The organism is Streptomyces sp. NPDC005017, from assembly GCF_042873115.1.
Classification (GTDB): Bacteria; Actinomycetota; Actinomycetes; order Streptomycetales; family Streptomycetaceae; genus Streptomyces.
In genome coordinates this window covers 217293-234729 of the sequence record NZ_JBIALD010000013.1, presented here as the reverse complement: position 1 = coordinate 234729, position 17437 = coordinate 217293, and the positions used below count along the sequence as shown (strand labels likewise).

The following is a 17437-nucleotide window of genomic DNA, read 5'->3' as shown; positions in this document are numbered from 1 at the left end:
TGATTTACGCGGACTTGCGGCGACATGCGCCGAGGCCTCGCCGTGGCTGGAATCAGCCCCTCCCGAGCGCCCGGGTCAGCTCGATCTCGATCACGACCCGAGTGGGGTTCGAGGACGGCGTCCGCTCGTAGCGCTCGGCGTAGCGCCGTACCGCCTCGGCCACCCGCTCCGGGTCGTCGTGCACGAACGCCCGCCCCTCCAGTGTCGCCCAGCGCCTGCCGTCCACCTGGCACACCGCGACCGGAGCGCCCTGCGGGCCCGCTGCCAGCACGTTCCTCGCCTTGCTGCTGGCGCCGTCGGTGATCACGCGGGCGAGCCGCGCCCCGGGGTCGTAGGTCACCCCGACCGGTACGACGTGCGGGGTGCCGTCCGGGCGCAGGGTTGTCAAGGTGGAGAGATGGCGTTCCCGCCAGAAGGCGAGGTACTCGGGGTCAGGAACGGCCAGGTCCTGCGAGTGCGTCCCCCGGGGTGCGCGCGGGCTCTTCGTCGTCATGCCGGGAACCTAACCCCAGGGAACGGCCCCCGCTCACTCTTGAGTGGAATAGACTCAACTTTGTGTACGTTACCTGAGTCAGCACTGGGAGACGTGGCACTGACGGCTGACGCAAGGAGGAGAAGGCGAACGTGGACGCCGAGCTGACCAACCGGAGCCGGGACGCGATCAACGCGGCAAGCAACCGCGCCGTGACCGAGGGGAACCCGGACCTCACCCCTGTCCACCTGCTCCTGGCTCTGCTCCAGGGACAGGACAACGAGAACATCACCGACCTGCTCGCGGCCGTCGACGCCGACCAGGCCGCCGTGCGGGCCGGAGCGGAGAAGGTGCTCGGCTCGCTGCCCAGCGTGACCGGGTCCACCGTCGCGCCCCCGCAGCCCAACCGGGAACTGCTGGCCGTCATCGCCGACGCGCAGTCCCGGGCCAGGGACCTCGGTGACGAGTACCTGTCCACCGAGCACCTGCTCATCGGTGTCGCCGCCAAGGGCGGTGCCGCCGCCGACGTGCTCACCGCTCAGGGCGCCGGTGCGAAGAAGCTGCTGGAGGCCTTCCGCAAGGCCCGCGGCGGGCGGCGCGTCACCAGCGCCGACCCCGAGGGCTCCTACAAGGCGCTGGAGAAGTTCGGCACCGACTTCACCGCGGCCGCCCGCGAGGGCAAGCTCGACCCGGTCATCGGGCGGGACCAGGAGATCCGACGGGTCGTGCAGGTGCTGTCCCGGCGCACCAAGAACAACCCCGTCCTGATCGGCGAGCCCGGTGTCGGCAAGACCGCCGTCGTCGAGGGACTCGCCCAGCGGATCGTCAAGGGCGACGTGCCCGAGTCGCTGAAGAACAAGCGGCTCGTCGCGCTGGACCTCGGCGCGATGGTCGCGGGCGCGAAGTACCGCGGTGAGTTCGAGGAGCGCCTGAAGACCGTCCTCGCCGAGATCAAGGCGAGCGAGGGGCGGATCATCACCTTCATCGACGAGCTGCACACCGTCGTCGGCGCGGGCGCCGGCGGTGACTCCGCCATGGACGCGGGCAACATGCTGAAGCCGATGCTGGCCCGCGGCGAGCTGCGCATGGTCGGCGCGACCACGCTGGACGAGTACCGCGAGCGCATCGAGAAGGACCCGGCGCTGGAGCGGCGCTTCCAGCAGGTGCTGGTCGCCGAGCCGAGCGTCGAGGACACCATCGCGATCCTGCGCGGGCTCAAGGGCCGCTACGAGGCCCACCACAAGGTCCAGATCGCCGACGCGGCCCTGGTCGCCGCCGCCACGCTCTCCGACCGCTACATCACCTCCCGCTTCCTGCCCGACAAGGCCATCGACCTGGTCGACGAGGCCGCCTCCCGGCTCCGCATGGAGATCGACTCCTCCCCGGTCGAGATCGACGAACTCCAGCGCGCCGTCGACCGGTTGAGGATGGAGGAACTCGCCCTCGGCAAGGAGACCGACGCCGCCTCCCGCGAGCGGCTGGAGAAGCTGCGCCGCGACCTCGCCGACAAGGAGGAGGAGCTGCGCGGGCTCAACGCCCGCTGGGAGAAGGAGAAGCAGTCCCTCAACCGGGTCGGCGAGCTGAAGGAGAAGCTCGACGGCCTGCGCGGCCAGGCCGAACGCGCCCAGCGCGACGGCGACTTCGACACCGCCTCCAAGCTGCTCTACGGCGAGATCCCGACGCTGGAGCGCGACCTGGAGGCCGCCTCGGAGGCCGAGGAGGAGGCGGCGAAGGACACCATGGTCAAGGAGGAGGTCGGCTCCGACGACATCGCCGACGTGGTCGCCTCCTGGACCGGCATCCCGGCCGGCCGCCTGCTGGAGGGCGAGACCCAGAAGCTGCTGCGCATGGAGGAGGAGCTGGGCCGTCGGCTGATCGGCCAGACCGAGGCCGTGCGCGCGGTCTCCGACGCCGTACGGCGCTCGCGGGCCGGCATCGCCGACCCGGACCGGCCCACCGGCTCCTTCCTCTTCCTCGGCCCGACCGGCGTCGGCAAGACGGAGCTGGCCAAGGCGCTCGCGGACTTCCTGTTCGACGACGAGCGGGCCATGGTCCGCATCGACATGTCCGAGTACGGCGAGAAGCACTCCGTCGCCCGCCTGGTCGGCGCGCCCCCCGGCTACGTCGGCTACGAGGAGGGCGGCCAGCTCACCGAGGCCGTCCGGCGCCGCCCGTACAGCGTCGTCCTGCTGGACGAGGTGGAGAAGGCGCACCCGGAGGTCTTCGACGTCCTGCTCCAGGTCCTCGACGACGGCCGCCTCACCGACGGCCAGGGCCGCACGGTCGACTTCCGCAACACCATCCTGGTCCTCACCTCGAACCTGGGCAGCCAGTACCTGGTCGAGCCGATGACCTCCGAGGAGGAGAAGAAGCAGCAGGTCCTGGAGGTGGTGCGGGCCTCCTTCAAGCCGGAGTTCCTCAACCGCCTGGACGACCTGGTGGTCTTCTCCGCCCTGTCGAAGGACGAGCTGGGCCGGATCGCCCGGCTCCAGATCGACCGGCTGGCCCGCCGGCTGGCCGAGCGCAGGCTGACGCTGGAGATCACCCCCGAGGCCCTGGCCTGGCTCGCCGACGAGGGCAACGACCCGGCCTACGGCGCCCGGCCGCTGCGCCGCCTCGTGCAGAGCGCCATCGGCGACCGCCTCGCCCGGGAGATCCTGGCGGGCGAGATCAAGGACGGCGACACGGTCCGCGTCGACACCTTCGGCGAGGGTCTGATCGTCGGCCCGGCGAACGGGAAGTCCCTCTGAGGAAGTGAACGGAGAGTGACCGTCCGGCATCGCGCGGCCAGCCCCCCACCCGGGGGCGGGCCGCGCTGTGCTGCGATCGGCCGGATCGTGTCCGCCGAGGGCTGACAGGGGTAGTCGGGGGTTGCCACGCCCCTCCCCGCATGGGAGAGGATGACGGAATCCGTACGAAGGGAAATTCACGGTGAGCATCGACCCGTCCTCGATTCCGAACTTCGGGGGCCAGCCCCAGCCGTCCCAAGGACCGGCGGGCCCCGTCGTCCCGGATCAGGACCTTGTGAAGCAGCTCCTGGACCAGATGGAGCTGAAGTACGTCATCGACGAAGAGGGCGACCTCGCGGCGCCGTGGGAGACGTTCCGTACGTACTTCATGTTCCGCGGCGAGGGGGAGCAGCAGGTCTTCTCGGTGCGGACGTTCTACGACCGCCCGCACGAGATCGGGGAGAAGCCGCAGCTCCTGGAGTCGATCGACGACTGGAACCGGCGCACCCTGTGGCCGAAGGTCTACACGCACACGCACGACGACGGCGCGGTCCGTCTGATCGGCGAGGCGCAGATGCTGATCGGCACGGGCGTGAGCCTGGAGCACTTCGTGTCCTCGACGGTGAGCTGGGTGCGCGCGGCCATCGAGTTCGACCGCTGGCTGGTCGAGCAGCTCGGCCTCGAGCAGGAAGTCGACGGCGCGGAGAAGCCGGAGGACGGCGAGGGCGAGTAGCCCCCGGAGCCGGTCCGCTTCCCCGAGCGCGGCCCGGCCGCCTCGGCCCGCCCGCAAGGGCGTGCGCGGTCACGCCGGTCCCGGTGGCGGGTACGCCACCAGGACCCGGTACCGCTGTATCCGTACGAGAGCCCGGCCAGGGCACGGACCACCTCACGGTGGCGTGCCGGGGCCGGGCTCTCGCCGTGCCGGGGCCGGGACCGGTCGCTGCGGGCCCGGCGCCCGTACACAGCCTGTACACAGCCTGTGGGCAACTTTTCCGGGCGCGGGCGCGGGTGCGGGCGCGGGCGCGGGCACCGGAAACACCGGGCACCCGGGCAGCTCCGGTCGCGGCTGCCCTCAGCCCCGTACCGCCAGCCCCTTCAGCCGGGCCGCCGCCTCCGCCAGCACCTCGCGCCTCTTGCAGAAGGCGAACCGTACGAAGGGGGCGCCCGCCTCGCGGTGGTCGTAGAAGACCGCGTTGGGGATGGCCACCACGCCCGCCCGCTCCGGCAGCGAGCGGCAGAAGGCGAAGCCGTCGCTCTCGCCCAGGGGCCGGATGTCGGTGGTGATGAAGTAGGTGCCCGCGGTGCGGAACACCTCGAACCCGGCGTCCGCCAGCCCCGCCGCTAGCAGATCCCGCTTGGCCCGCATGTCCTCGCGGAAGGCGGCGAAATAGCTGTCGGGCAGCGCCAGCGCCTCCGCCACCGCGTACTGGAACGGGCCGGCGGACACGTACGTCAGGAACTGCTTCGCCGACCGTACGGCCGTGACCAGGGCGGGCGCGGCGGTCACCCAGCCCACCTTCCACCCCGTGAACGAGAACGTCTTCCCGCTCGACCCGATGGTCACCGTCCGCTCCCGCATCCCCGGCAGGCTCGCCAGCGGCAGATGGCCGGCGTCGTCGAACACCAGGTGCTCGTACACCTCGTCCGTGACCACCAGCAGGTCCCGCTCCACCGCCAGCTCGGCGATCGCGGTCAGCTCCTCGCGGGTGAGGACCGTGCCGGTCGGGTTGTGCGGGGTGTTGACCAGCAGCAGCCGGGTGCGGTCGGTGACCGCGGCGCGCAGCTCGTCCAGGTCCAGCCGGAAACTGTTCATCCCAGCGGCTCCGCCGCGGGCGCCGTGCGGGCGCAGGGTGACCGGCACGCGGGTGCCGCCGGCCATCGCGATGCAGGCCGCGTAGGAGTCGTAGTACGGCTCCAGGGCGACGACCTCGTCGCCCGGTTCGAGCAGCGCCAGCAGGGACGCGGCGATCGCCTCGGTGGCCCCGGCGGTGACCAGCACCTCGGTGTCGGGGTCGTAGGACAGGCCGTAGTGACGCTGCTGGTGCGCGGCGATCGCGGTGCGCAGCTCGGGGACGCCGGGGCCCGGTGGGTACTGGTTGCCGCGCCCGTCGCGCAGCGCCCGTACGGCGGCCTCCCTGACCTCCTCGGGGCCGTCCGTGTCCGGGAAGCCCTGACCGAGGTTGATCGATCCGGTGCGCAGGGCGAGGGCCGACATCTCGGCGAAGATCGTCGTCCCGAACTCGGCGAGCCGACGGTTGAGGAGCGGGCGCGCGGTGGAGGTCATGGCGGCCATCCTGCGCCGAACCTCTGGAGTTCCTCAACTCCGCTTTGGCGCGTACACGGGGTGGGCATCCCCGAGTCACGCAAGGAACGAGGCGCCCACGGGGGGCCGCTTCGGGGGAATCGGAAGGAGGGTGACGCCATGATTTACGGCATCATCCTGGCGGTGGTCGCGGTCGTCGTCGTGGTGGGGATAGTCGCCTCCGTGAGCGAGAGCCGGCACCGCAGCGACCTCCGGCGTACGACCACGCGCCGTCGCCGCAGCGGGGGCGACAGCAGCGGGTGGTGGGCCGGTGGCGGCGGGACCGGCAGCAGCTCGTGCGGCGGATCCTCGTCGTGCAGCAGCTCGTCGTCGTGCGGGGGCGGGGGCTCGTCGTGCGGCGGGGGCGGCGGCGGATGCGGCGGAGGCAGCTGACACGGGGCAGCTGAGCTTCGAACGGGGGAACGCATCCGCGCCGAGCGCCCGCCGGGGGAACGACCCCGGCGGGCGCTGTTTTCTCAGGTTCCCGAAGCGGCCGTTCCGGGCCGCCCGGGCGCGCGCGGCAAACCGTTCAGGCGTACGCCCTGCTTGAACAGTTGAGCTGTGGGGCCCTCTGAGGGATGGAAACCGCACGAACTTGGGTAAAAACGCTGTGGCGGGGCCGCGGTTCATGATTCCCTCTGAATCACCTGAGCGGCCCCCGGACGTCCCCCAGGACCCTCCCCGACCGGGCTGACGGGGCCGAACTCCCGGTGTGACGCCGAACTCCCGGTGCGACCGGGGCCGCCGGACCCACACACCGCCTTCTTCTGCGTGCTAGCGGAGCCGATCCATGCTCACGACCCTGAAGACCTCCTACACCGACACGCGCGCGGCCGATCTCGCCTGGGCCCTCGGACGCGAACCGCTCCCCGCCCTGGCCACCCTCGATCTCGAACTGACCGGGGCGAAGCTCCAGTTGAGACTCCTCGGAGCTTCTCACCAGGTGCTGCTGGAGGAGGACCAGGTCACCTGTTCCGAAACGGTGGCGTGCATCCCCGGCAGCAGCACCCCCCTGCCGCTCGGCGTCGCCAAACGCGTCGGCCACTGGGAGTACGAGTTCGCCGCCCGCGTCGAGGTGCTCTCCCCGGGCTCCTTCGCCGGCCGGGCCTCCGAACTGCTGGCCCTCGTCTCCGACCACCCCAACGGCCTCGCGGGCGTCTTCCCTGGCAACCCGCACGCCTTCACCGCCCTGCTGGCCCAGCGGCACGAAGGCCAGGTGCAGTGGCGCACCTGGCACGCGTACCCGCAGGACGGGCAGTTGGTGGCGACCCGCACCCGCGTGGGCGTACGGGAAACCGCCACGGCCGCGTGACGCGGGCGGGCGGCGCGCCGGGCGCACGGTCGTGTGCCGCGGCGCGTGAGGCCGTGCCCGGGTGCCCGCGCGGTGTCGAAACGTCCCTCGCACGCCCAACTCCCAGTTCCACACGTGTGGGTGACCAAGCGTGCCGGATGTGTGACGTAACGTCGCAGTCGTGATCGATCCGCACGCACCGGCGCCGCCCGGCGCCCCGCCTCCCTGGCGCCACCCCGCCCCGCTGCCCGTACGGCAGGGCACCGGGCGCTTCCTGGTCCTCGCGTGCGTGTTCGTCTGCGCGGCCTGCGCTCTGGTCTACGAACTGGAACTCGTCGCCTTCGCCTCGTACTTGATCGGCGACTCGGTCACCCAGGCCTCCGTGGTGCTGTCCGTGATGGTCTTCGCGATGGGCGTCGGCTCGCTCGCCGCCAAACGGCTGCGGCCGCGCGCGGCCGTCGGCTTCTGCCTGATCGAGGCGATACTGGCGCTCGTCGGCGGATGCAGCGCGATGGCGCTGTACGCGATGTTCGCCTGGACCGGGAACTGGGGAGGACTCTGGGCGGCCGGCCCGCGCACCCTGCTCGTCGCCTTCTCCCTCGCCACCGGCCTGCTCATCGGCGCCGAAGTCCCCCTGCTGATGGAGCTGATACAGCGCATCCGCCGCCAGGACGCGGGCGGCGCCGTCGCCGACCTGTTCGCCGCGGACTACGTCGGCGCCCTCGTCGGCGGCCTCGCCTTCCCGTTCCTGCTGCTGCCCTTCCTCGGCCAGCTGACCAGCGCCATGCTGACCGGCGCGGTGAACGTGGTCGTCGGCGGCGCCCTCGTCCTCGGCCTCTTCCGCGGCGACCTCACCCGCCGCTCCCGCTGGCTGCTGATCGTCATCAACGTCACCGTGCTCGGCGTCCTCGCCACCGCGGCCGTCCTCGTCGACGACTTCGAACGGGCCGCGCGGCAGGCGGTGTACGGCCGGGACGTGCGGGTCGCGCTCAAGTCCGGGGTGCAGGAGGTCGTCCTCACCGGCGGCACCCACGGCCGGCCCCTCGACCTCTTCCTCGACGGCCGGCTGCGGGTCAGCGGCCGCGACGAACGCCGCTACCACGAGGCCCTCGTCCACCCCGCGATGAACGGCCCGCACGCGCGCGTGCTGATCCTCGGCGGCGGCGACGGCCTCGCCGCCCGCGAGGTGCTGCGCCGCCCCGGCGTCGTCCGCGTCGACGTCGTCGAACTCGACGCGGCCGTCGTCCGCCTGGCCCGCCGCGACCCGGCTCTCTCCGCCCTCAACGGCCGTGTGTACGGCGACCCGCGTGTCCACGTCAGCACCGCCGACGCCTTCGGCTGGCTGCGCGGGGCGCCCTCGTCGGCGTACGACGTGATCGTCTCGGACCTGCCCGACCCGGGCATCACGGCCAGCACCAAGCTGTACTCGCAGGAGTTCTACGGCCTGGCCCGCCGCGCCCTCGCGGACGGCGGCCGGCTGGTCGTGCACGCGGGCCCGGTCGCCACCCGGCCGGACGCCTTCTGGACGGTCGACGCGACCCTGCGCGCCGCGGGACTCGCCACCTCGCCCTACCGTGTCGACGGCCGCGCCGCCGGGTTCGCCGCGGGCCCCGACCGCACCGCCCGCGCCTCGCGCGCCCCGCACGACTGGGGCTTCGTCCTCGCCGCCGCGGGCGGCCCGCCGGCCCTCGGCTCCGACGGCACCCCGGGCGCGCCCGGCCCCGCCGCGCTGGCCGAGGGCGCGCGGGCGGCGGAACGGACCCGGATCACGGACGCGCCGGTGTCCACACTCGTCCATCCCAGGTACTGAATCCTGTCGTCGGACTCCCGTCGTCGCCCGGAGGGCGGCCCCGCGGCGTCAGGTGCGTGCTCCGGGGGAGTGCCGGGTGCAAGCCCTCGTACCGGACGTACTCGGGCTGGTGCCCGGTGCGGCGAGTGGGGGCACCTCCCACGAAGTGGGGGAGCGTGCATGGCGTCGCGGGGCGGGCGGGAGTTCGACGACAGGGCCTGGGGTCCTAGGGACGCACCGGCCGCGGGGCCGTCCCTCGCCGGGCGACTCGAGCGAGTGATCCGGCCCCGTCGGGGAGGGTGTTTTCGGGTCCCGGCTGGGTAGGCTCGGCCGACATGGAGCATGAGGTGCGTGTGCCGGTCTCCGGCGAGCGGGTGCGGGCGGCCCTGGCCGACCCCGCGCGGGTGGCCCGGGCGCTCCCCGGGCTCCAGCAGGAGGCGGGCGCCGAGCCCGTCGCGGGCCGCCTCAAGGTCCGGATCGGCGGCACCACCATCACCTACCGCGGCACGGCCTCCGTGACCGCGCGCGAGGACGGCACGTACGCCGCCGAGGGCGAGGCGGTCGAGTCCCGCGGCACGGGTGCGGTGAAGTTCGCCCTGACCCTGAGCGTGCGGGACACCGAGGACGGCGCGGCCGTCGCCTTCAGCGGCACGGGCACCGTGGACGGCCGCGCGGCCGGCCTCCCCGACGACGCGGTCGCCACGGCGGTGACGCGACTGCTGAACCGGTTCGTGGAGCAGCTCGACGCCGGGGAGCCGGCGGAAGCGCCCGAGGAGGGGCCCGGGGAAGGGCCCGCGGCCGGGGAGCCTTCCGAGGGCGGCGCCGAGGGCGCCGAGGACACGGAGTCCGTGGCCGAGGTGTCCGCGTCCGTGTTCGAGACCGAGGTCCCGGAGTCCTCCCTGGACCCGCTCGCCGACGACGTCGAGGACCCGGACGGGCCGCCCGCCGAGGCCGCCCACGCCCGCCGCACGATGATCGGCCGCAGCGCGGAGGAGGTCGACCACGCCCCGCCGCGCGGGCGTTACGCGCCGGTCCCGGCGCCCCAGACCATCGCCCAGGGCTCCACCCTGCGCTGGGCCGCCCCCGCGGCGGCCCTGGTGGTGGCCACCGTGATCGTGGCGGGCAGGGCGCTGCGCCACCGACGCCGCTTCTAGGGCCCGTCCGGGGCCGTGGTCCCGCCGGGCCCCTGGGGTTCTGCGGAACCTGCGGACCGGTCCGATACGGCCCCCGGGGGCCCACAATCGGCCACCGTCACCCACCTGGGAGATCGTCGAAGTAGGGTCACCTCGTGAGTAACGACGAGATCACGCTGACCGCGGGCGAAGCGGAAGTGACGGTGACCCCCGCCGGCGGCGGCCGAGTGAGCGGCCTGCGCGTCGACGGCGTCCAACTGCTGAGGCAGGGCGAGCGCTACGGCTGCTTCCCGATGGTCCCCTGGTGCGGCCGCACCCGCGAGGGCCGGTTCCTCAACGGCGGCGTCGAGCACCGCCTGCCGCTCAACGCCCCGCCGCACGCCATCCACGGCACCGCCCGGGACGGCGCCTGGTCCGTCGCCCGTGTCACGGCGGACGAGGCCGTCATCACCCACGACCTCACCGACCCGTGGCCCTACACCGGCCGCGTCACCCAGGCCGTCGCCCTCGCGCCCGGCTCCCTGACCCTCACCATGTCCGTGGAGACGTACGACTCCTCCTTCCCGGCTCAGATCGGCTGGCACCCCTGGTTCAACCGGACCCTGAACGGCACCGACGCCGACCTCGCCTTCGACGCCGCCTGGCAGGAGGAACGCGGCGACGACCACCTGCCCACCGGCCACCGCGTCGACCCCAAGTCCGGCCCCTGGGACGACTGTTTCGGCATGCCCGACGGCGTCGACGTCACCCTCACCTGGCCGGGGCTGCTGGAGCTGAAGGTGACCAGCCCCGAGAAGTGGGTGGTCGTCTACGACGAGCAGCAGGAGGCCGTGTGCGTGGAGCCGCAGACCGGCCCGCCCAACGGGCTCAACACCCTCCCGCGCCTGGTCACGCCCCTGGAGCCGCTGGAGGCCACGACGACCTGGAGCTGGCGGCGGCTCTAAGCTGGTCGGCATGACGGATGCTCGTGGCGCACTGCTGGCGCAGATCAAGGACAAGGCCGTGGTGCACGGCAAGGTGACGCTCTCCTCGGGTCTGGAGGCCGACTACTACGTCGACCTGCGCCGCGTGACCCTCGACGGCGAGGCCGCCCCGCTGGTCGGCCAGGTGCTGCTGGACCTCACGGCCGAGCTCGACTTCGACGCGGTCGGCGGGCTCACCATGGGGGCCGACCCGGTCGCCGCCGCGATGCTGCACGCCGCCGCCGCCCGCGGCCGCCGCCTGGACGCCTTCGTCGTCCGCAAGGCCGCCAAGGCGCACGGCCTCCAGCGCCGGGTCGAGGGCCCGGACATCAAGGGCCGCCGGGTGCTCGTCGTCGAGGACACCTCCACCACCGGCGGCTCCCCGCTGACCGCCGTCGAGGCCGTGCGCGAGGCCGGCGCGGAGGTCGTGGCCGTGGCGACGATCGTCGACCGGGCCACCGGCGCCGCCGAGAAGATCCAGGCCGGGGCGGGTGTGCCGTACCTGTTCGCCTTCTCCAAGGACGAGCTCGGGCTGGACTGATCACGCTACCGACCAGTAGCGACCGCCCCTCGGACCACGCCTGGACCTGGCGGCCGAGTCTGGAAAGATGTGGGCCGACGATGACGTCGCCCCCACCCCATGGTCTAGGTCAGGGCCGTAAGCACCCTCAACGCCCACCCGCACATACAAGGAGCGGACAGATGCCCATCGCAACCCCCGAGGTCTACAACGAGATGCTCGACCGGGCGAAGGCAGGCAAGTTCGCCTACCCGGCCATCAACGTCACCTCCAGCCAGACCCTGAACGCGGCCCTGCGCGGCTTCGCCGAGGCGGAGAGCGACGGCATCATCCAGATCTCGACGGGCGGCGCCGAGTTCCTGGGCGGTCAGTACAGCAAGGACATGGTCACCGGCGCGGTGGCCCTCGCCGAGTACGCGCACATCATCGCGGAGAAGTACCCGGTCACGGTCGCCCTGCACACCGACCACTGTCCGAAGGACAAGCTCGACGGCTACGTCCGTCCGCTGCTCGCCCTCTCCGAGGAGCGCGTCAAGGCCGGCCGCAACCCGCTGTTCCAGTCCCACATGTGGGACGGCTCCGCGGAGACCCTCGCCGACAACCTGTCCATCGCGCAGGAGCTGCTCGAGCGCGCCGTCGCCGCGAAGATCATCCTCGAGGTGGAGATCACCCCCACCGGTGGCGAGGAGGACGGCGTCACCCACGAGATCAACGACGAGCTGTACACCACGGTCGACGACGCCATCCGCACCGTCGAGGCCCTCGGCATGGGCGAGAAGGGCCGCTACCTGCTCGCCGCGTCCTTCGGCAACGTCCACGGCGTCTACAAGCCGGGCAACGTCGTCCTCCGTCCCGAGCTGCTGAAGGAGCTGAACGACGGCGTCGCCGCCAAGTACGGCAAGGCCGCCCCGTTCGACTTCGTCTTCCACGGCGGCTCCGGCTCCACCGAGCAGGAGATCGCGACCGCGCTGGAGAACGGCGTCGTGAAGATGAACATCGACACGGACACGCAGTACGCGTTCACCCGGCCCGTCGCCGCGCACATGTTCCGGAACTACGACGGCGTCCTGAAGGTCGACGGCGAGGTCGGCGACAAGAAGACCTACGACCCGCGGACCTGGGGCAAGCTGGCCGAGGCGTCCATGGCCGAGCGGGTCGTGCAGGCCTGTGCGAACCTGCGGTCCTCCGGGACGAAGATCAAGTAAGGGGGCGGGGTCTCTGTGTGAGGCCCTCGCTCGAGTGGTGCGGTGAGCCCGGTGCCTTGGTGGGTGCCGGGCTCGTCGGCGTTTCCGGGCGGGGTGGGGGCGGCTTTTCGGCGTTCGGCTTTCGGGTTTCCGTCGTGGCCGCTCCTTTCTTCCAGCGGTCGCTCGTTCTTCCGGGGCCGCTGTTTACTGAAGCCATGCCCGATGTCCGGCTGGCCTCGTCGCAGGGCCGATGGATCCTGCTCACCACCGTGCTCGGCTCCAGCATGGCGCTGCTGGACTCGACCGTCGTCAACGTCGCCCTGCCGGCCATCGGCCGCGACCTGGACGCCGACCTCGCCGTCCTCCAGTGGACCGTCAACGCGTACATGGTCACGCTGGCCGGGCTGATCCTGCTCGGCGGCTCCCTGGGCGACCGCTACGGCCGACGGAAGATCTTCGTGATCGGCGTCGTGTGGTTCGCCGTGGCGTCCCTGCTGTGCGGGCTCGCGCCCGACGCGGGGGTGCTCATCGTGGCCCGCGCTCTGCAGGGGGTCGGCGGCGCGCTGCTCACCCCCGGGTCCCTCGCGCTGATCCAGGCGTCCTTCCGTCCCGACGACCGGGCCCGGGCGGTCGGTCTGTGGTCGGGGTTCGGCGGCATCGGCGCGGCCGTCGGGCCGTTCCTGGGCGGCTGGCTGGTGGACGGGCCGGGCTGGCGGTGGGTGTTCCTGCTGAACGTCCCGCTGGCCCTGCTGTGCGTGCCGGTGGCCCTGCGGCACGTCCCCGAGTCCGGCGACGGCCGCAAGCACGGGCGCTTCGACGTGCTGGGCGCCCTGCTGGGGGCGGCGGCGCTCGCGCTCGTGACGTACGCGCTGATCGAGGCGCAGGCCGGGGGCGTGACGGTGGTGCTCTCGGCGGTCGGGGGCGTCGCGGCCGGGGTGGCGTTCGTGTACGTCGAGCGGCGCCGGGCCGATCCGATGATGCCGCTGGACATCTTCTCCTCGCGGCAGTTCACGGCGGTCAACGTGGTCACACTGTGTGTGTACGCGGCGTTCGGCGGGTTCTTCTTCCTGTCGGTCCTCCAGCTCCAGGTGGTGTCGGGGTACAGCGCGCTGGAGGCGGGGACGGCGCTGCTGCCCACGACGGTGCTGATGCTGCTGTTCTCGGCGCGGGCAGGGGAGCTGGGGGAGAAGATCGGGCCCCGGATCCCGCTGACGGTAGGACCGTTGCTGTGTGCGGCGGGGATGCTGCTGATGCTGCGGGTCGGGGAGGACGCGGACTATGTGACGGACGTGCTGCCCGCGCTGCTGGTGCTGGGGCTGGGCATGGTCGCGCTGGTGGCGCCGCTGACCGCGACCGTGCTGGCGTCGGTGGACGTGGCGCGGGCGGGGCTGGCCAGTGGGATCAACAACGCGGCGGCGCGGGCGGCGGGGCTGGTGGCGGTGGCGGCGCTGCCGTTGCTGGCGGACATGGGGCCGGAGGCGTATCGCTCGGCCGAGGCGTTCGACGCGGCGTTCCGGCGGGCTATGCCGTGGTGCGCGGGGGTGCTGGTGGTGGGGGCGGTGGTGGCCTTCGCGACCGTGCGGCGGCCGGATCCCGGCTGCCGTCGTCCCGAGTGCCGTCGCTTCGCCGCGGTGTCGTCACCGCCGCTGGAGGGCGAGCCGACTCGGGGCCGGTTGTCGTGACGGTGCCTGCGGCGGCCTGCTGGTGATCGGTGGGGGTGGCGTCGCGGGGTCGGCTGTCGTGACGGTGCCTGCGGCGGCCTGCTCGCGTCCGGTGGGGGTGGGCGTCGCGCCTGCGGTTGGTGGGTGGTGCGGGGCCGGGGCGGGGGGGGGGGGGGGGCCGGGGGCCCCCCCCCCCCCGCCCGGGGCGGGGGGGGGGGGGGGGGGGGGGGGGGGGGGGGGCCGGCCCCGGCGGGCGCGGGGCGGGGGGGGGGGGGCGGCGCGCGGGGGGTGGGGGGGGGGGGGGGGGCGGGGGGGGGGGGTGTCCGTCCTCGGTCCGCCGAACCAGTTACTTACGGGGGTTCTGGTGTTCGACGGCGGCCGCTGCGGGCGGACACCCCCCGCCCCGTCCCCTTGCCGCCGTACGCGCCTTCCCGCCGCCCGTCGCCCGTCGCCTGGGGCCGCGCGCCGCCGCCGCGGGCATGCGTGCCGCCAGGGGCGGCACGGGTGGGCGAGGCGGCACCTCGTCGCGCCGAGCTGCGCACCGCCCCGCCCTCAGCCCCCATCGGGCGGTACGTCGCTGACGCCGAGCTGGGAAACGCCCCGCCCTCAGCAACCGCCGGGCGGTACGTCGCTGACGCCGAGCTGCGCACCGCCCCCGCCTCAGCCCCCACCGGGCGGTACCTCGCTGACGACGAGCCGCGAAACGCCTTCGCACACCCCGGCTGCGCCCACCACGCGCGCGCTCACCGTCGTGGATGTACCAGACTGGAGGTCATGACGATTCACGAGAACCTCCTCGGCGGCCCGCCCCCGACGCAGCTGCCCGACGACCCCGAGCCCCGGGAACTGCTGGCCGCGGGCACCCCCGCGGCGGAAGTCGCCGCCAAGTACCCCACGTCCTCCCTCGCCTGGGCCCGCCTCGCGGACGAGGCGTACGAGCGGGGCAGCGTCGTGGAGTCGTACGCCTACGCCCGCACCGGCTACCACCGCGGCCTGGACGCCCTGCGCCGCAACGGCTGGAAGGGCCACGGGCCGGTCCCCTGGGAGCACGAGCCGAATCGCGGCTTCCTGCGCGCCCTGCACGGCCTCGCCCGCGCTGCGGGGGCGATCGGCGAGCAGGAGGAGTACGAGCGCTGCACGCAGTTCCTGAAGGACTCCTCGCCGACGGCGGCCCAGACCCTGGGCTAGCCCTGCCGCGGGCCCGCCCGAATGTTCGGGCGGGCCTTGCGCGAAAAGGGTGGGATTGCGGAGGATGCCGGTGGGGACCGGGGCCCCCGTGCCGGAATCGGCAGGGGCGGACCGCTACCCGGAGTACAAACAGGAGACAGCGATGTCCCAAGAGGCTCATGAGGCCCACGAGCCCGAGACTCCGCATCTCGACTTCGAAGGCACGACGCCGTACGAGGACTACGTCAAGGCGGACGTGCTCACCCACCTCCAGCACACCCTCTCCGACGACCCCGGCGAGATGGTCTTCCTGGTCACCACCCAGGTGATGGAGCTGTGGTTCACGGTCATCGTGCACGAGTGGGAGACCGCCGCACGCGCCCTGCGCGGCGACGACGTCCCCACCGCGCGGGCCGCCCTGAAGCGCTCGGTGCGCGAGCTGGAGGCGCTGAACGCCTCCTGGAAGCCGCTCGGCCAGCTCACCCCGGCCCAGTTCAACGCCTACCGCGGCGCCCTGGGCGAGGGCTCCGGGTTCCAGTCGGCGATGTACCGCCGCATGGAGTTCCTGCTCGGCGAGAAGTCCGCGTCCATGCTGGTCCCGCACCGCGGCGCCCCCCGCGTCCACGCGGAGCTGGAGAAGGCCCTGCACGAGCCGAGCCTGTACGACGAGGTCCTGCGCCTGCTCGCCCGGCGCGGCCACGCGATACCGGCGTCCGTGCTGACACGTGACGTCGCGCTGCGCTACGAGCCGACCGACGAGGTCGAGGCCGTGTGGACCGCTGTCTACGCCGGTGACCAGGACGACGAGGTCGCCCGCCTCGGCGAGGCCCTGACGGACGTCGGTGAACTGGTCTGGCGCTGGCGCAACGACCACCTCGTCGCCACCCGGCGTGCCATGGGCTCCAAGGCCGGTACCGGCGGTTCGGCCGGTGTCGCCTGGCTGGAGAAGCGGGCCCGTAAGAACGTCTTCCCCGAGCTGTGGACGGCCAGGTCCCATGTCTGAGCTGAGGGAGAGGGCCGAGAAGGCGGACGCCGTCGACGAACTCGCCGCCAAGCGCGGTGAGTTCGTGCTGGACGACGTCGTCTATCTCGACGGCAACTCGCTGGGTGCCCTGCCCGTCGCCGTTCCCGGACGGGTCGAGGACGTGGTGCGCCGGCAGTGGGGCGAACTGCGCATCCGCTCCTGGGACGAGAGCGGCTGGTGGACCGCGCCCGAGCGGATCGGCGACCGGATCGCCCCGCTGGTGGGTGCCGGGGCCGGGCAGATCGTGGTCGGCGACTCCACGAGCGTCAACGTCTTCAAGGCGCTGGTCGCCGCCGTGCGGATGGCCGGGGAGGGACGTGACGAGATCCTGGTCGACGCCACCACCTTCCCGACCGACGGCTACATCGCCGAGTCCGCCGCCCGGATGACCGGCCGCACCCTGCGGCCCGTGACCCCGGCCGAGGTGCCGTCCGCGCTCGGCGACCGTACGGCCGCGGTGCTGCTGAACCACGTCGACTACCGCACGGGCCGGCTGCACGACCTGCCCGCCCTCACCGCCGCCGTGCGTGCCGCGGGCGCGCTGTCGGTCTGGGACCTCTGCCACAGCGCGGGCGCCCTGCCCGTCGGGCTGGACGAGCACGGTGTCGACCTCGCCGTCGGCTGCACCTACAAGTACCTGAACGGCGGCCCCGGTTCACCGGCGTACCTGTACGTACGGCGTGGTCTCCAGGACCGTTTCGACTCACCGCTGCCCGGCTGGAACTCCCACGCGGAGCCCTTCGGCATGCGGGCCGAGTACGAACCCGCCCCGGGTTCCCCGCGCGGCCGTGTCGGGACGCCGGACATCCTGTCGATGCTGGCCCTGGAAACCGCCCTGGAGGTGTGGGACGGCGTGTCGGTCGACGCCGTCCGCGCCAAGTCCCTCGCGCTGACGGACTTCTTCCTGGAGTGCGTCGCCGAGTACGTGCCGGCGGGGCGGGTCGAGTGCCTCACCCCGGTGGCCCACGCGGAGCGCGGCAGCCAGGTCGCCCTGCGCTGCGACGACGCCGGTGACGTCATGCGCCGGCTCGTCGAGCGCGGTGTCGTGGGCGACTTCCGCGCGCCGGACGTCCTGCGGTTCGGGTTCACGCCGCTGTACGTGGGATTCGCGGACGTCGAGCGGGCCGCCCGGGTGCTGGGGGAGGTTCTCGCCGGACCTTCGTCCTGATCCCGGTCGGGCGGGGCCGGTCCCGGTGACGGGAC

The 17437-nt window shown here is 73.0% G+C and carries 14 protein-coding genes; 12 read left to right on the top strand and 2 right to left on the bottom strand.

Annotated elements, in window-relative coordinates; genetic code table 11:
- Positions 1 to 52 precede the first annotated feature (52 nt).
- The gene (locus ACFYR0_RS21735; RefSeq protein ID WP_389330314.1) at positions 53 to 493 is read right to left on the bottom strand and encodes a pyridoxamine 5'-phosphate oxidase family protein; all 441 of its coding nucleotides are present in this window, start codon (positions 491 to 493) and stop codon (positions 53 to 55) included.
- Positions 494 to 624: 131 nt separating this feature from the next.
- Between ACFYR0_RS21735 and clpB the strand changes: the two genes are divergently transcribed.
- Entirely contained in the window at positions 625 to 3222 is a 2598-nt protein-coding gene (clpB, locus tag ACFYR0_RS21730; RefSeq protein ID WP_389330311.1) for an ATP-dependent chaperone ClpB, read from the top strand.
- Between the two features lie 181 nt (positions 3223 to 3403).
- Positions 3404 to 3934: a YbjN domain-containing protein gene (locus tag ACFYR0_RS21725; RefSeq protein WP_389330308.1), complete on the top strand. Its 531-nt coding sequence runs from the start codon at positions 3404 to 3406 to the stop codon at positions 3932 to 3934.
- 339 nt (positions 3935 to 4273) lie between these two features.
- Here ACFYR0_RS21725 and ACFYR0_RS21720 read toward each other — a convergent pair whose 3' ends face one another.
- Positions 4274 to 5494 carry a pyridoxal phosphate-dependent aminotransferase gene (locus tag ACFYR0_RS21720; RefSeq protein WP_389330305.1) on the bottom strand — a complete coding sequence of 407 codons (1221 nt, stop codon included), beginning with the start codon at positions 5492 to 5494 and terminating at the stop codon, positions 4274 to 4276.
- Between the two features lie 799 nt (positions 5495 to 6293).
- On the opposite strand from ACFYR0_RS21720, the gene ACFYR0_RS21715 reads away from it, so the two are divergent.
- The 10 genes from ACFYR0_RS21715 (at position 6294) to kynU (ending at position 17402) form a co-directional block, all read left to right on the top strand.
- A complete protein-coding gene (locus ACFYR0_RS21715; protein WP_389330302.1) occupies positions 6294 to 6815 on the top strand; it encodes a DUF2617 family protein in 522 nt (173 codons plus the stop codon).
- A 160-nt stretch (positions 6816 to 6975) separates the two neighbouring features.
- Positions 6976 to 8604, top strand: a complete 1629-nt coding sequence (locus ACFYR0_RS21710) for a polyamine aminopropyltransferase (RefSeq protein ID WP_389330299.1) — start codon at positions 6976 to 6978, stop codon at positions 8602 to 8604.
- 314 nt (positions 8605 to 8918) lie between these two features.
- Positions 8919 to 9737 carry an SRPBCC domain-containing protein gene (locus ACFYR0_RS21705; RefSeq protein ID WP_389330296.1) on the top strand — a complete coding sequence of 273 codons (819 nt, stop codon included), beginning with the start codon at positions 8919 to 8921 and terminating at the stop codon, positions 9735 to 9737.
- A gap of 134 nt (positions 9738 to 9871) precedes the next feature.
- On the top strand, positions 9872 to 10660 hold the full coding sequence (locus ACFYR0_RS21700; RefSeq protein ID WP_389330293.1) for an aldose 1-epimerase: 789 nt from the start codon (positions 9872 to 9874) through the stop codon (positions 10658 to 10660).
- 10 nt (positions 10661 to 10670) lie between these two features.
- Positions 10671 to 11219, top strand: coding sequence for an orotate phosphoribosyltransferase (gene pyrE / locus ACFYR0_RS21695; protein WP_386386153.1), 549 nt, complete (start codon positions 10671 to 10673; stop codon positions 11217 to 11219).
- A 161-nt stretch (positions 11220 to 11380) separates the two neighbouring features.
- Positions 11381 to 12403: a class II fructose-bisphosphate aldolase gene (gene fbaA / locus ACFYR0_RS21690; RefSeq protein WP_389330290.1), complete on the top strand. Its 1023-nt coding sequence runs from the start codon at positions 11381 to 11383 to the stop codon at positions 12401 to 12403.
- Between the two features lie 194 nt (positions 12404 to 12597).
- Entirely contained in the window at positions 12598 to 14064 is a 1467-nt protein-coding gene (locus tag ACFYR0_RS21685; protein ID WP_389330287.1) for an MFS transporter, read from the top strand.
- A gap of 753 nt (positions 14065 to 14817) precedes the next feature.
- Positions 14818 to 15231 (top strand): DUF3151 domain-containing protein, encoded by a 414-nt coding sequence (locus ACFYR0_RS21680; RefSeq protein WP_389330285.1) that lies wholly within the window; start codon positions 14818 to 14820, stop codon positions 15229 to 15231.
- A 142-nt stretch (positions 15232 to 15373) separates the two neighbouring features.
- The gene (locus ACFYR0_RS21675; RefSeq protein WP_389330283.1) at positions 15374 to 16213 is read left to right on the top strand and encodes a tryptophan 2,3-dioxygenase family protein; all 840 of its coding nucleotides are present in this window, start codon (positions 15374 to 15376) and stop codon (positions 16211 to 16213) included.
- Positions 16206 to 17402, top strand: a complete 1197-nt coding sequence (kynU, locus tag ACFYR0_RS21670) for a kynureninase (protein WP_389330281.1) — start codon at positions 16206 to 16208, stop codon at positions 17400 to 17402. Before ACFYR0_RS21675 ends, kynU begins: the two co-directional genes overlap by 8 nt.
- Positions 17403 to 17437 lie beyond the last annotated feature (35 nt).

Coding starts and splice junctions, on each gene's coding strand:
- ACFYR0_RS21735 (WP_389330314.1), bottom strand. CDS start 493: ATGACGACGAAGAGCCCGCGCGCACCCCGGGGGACGCACTCGCAGGAC.
- ACFYR0_RS21720 (WP_389330305.1), bottom strand. CDS start 5,494: ATGGCCGCCATGACCTCCACCGCGCGCCCGCTCCTCAACCGTCGGCTC.
- ACFYR0_RS21715 (WP_389330302.1), top strand. CDS start 6,294: ATGCTCACGACCCTGAAGACCTCCTACACCGACACGCGCGCGGCCGAT.
- ACFYR0_RS21705 (WP_389330296.1), top strand. CDS start 8,919: ATGGAGCATGAGGTGCGTGTGCCGGTCTCCGGCGAGCGGGTGCGGGCG.
- pyrE (WP_386386153.1), top strand. CDS start 10,671: ATGACGGATGCTCGTGGCGCACTGCTGGCGCAGATCAAGGACAAGGCC.
- fbaA (WP_389330290.1), top strand. CDS start 11,381: ATGCCCATCGCAACCCCCGAGGTCTACAACGAGATGCTCGACCGGGCG.
- ACFYR0_RS21685 (WP_389330287.1), top strand. CDS start 12,598: ATGCCCGATGTCCGGCTGGCCTCGTCGCAGGGCCGATGGATCCTGCTC.
- ACFYR0_RS21680 (WP_389330285.1), top strand. CDS start 14,818: ATGACGATTCACGAGAACCTCCTCGGCGGCCCGCCCCCGACGCAGCTG.
- ACFYR0_RS21675 (WP_389330283.1), top strand. CDS start 15,374: ATGTCCCAAGAGGCTCATGAGGCCCACGAGCCCGAGACTCCGCATCTC.
- kynU (WP_389330281.1), top strand. CDS start 16,206: ATGTCTGAGCTGAGGGAGAGGGCCGAGAAGGCGGACGCCGTCGACGAA.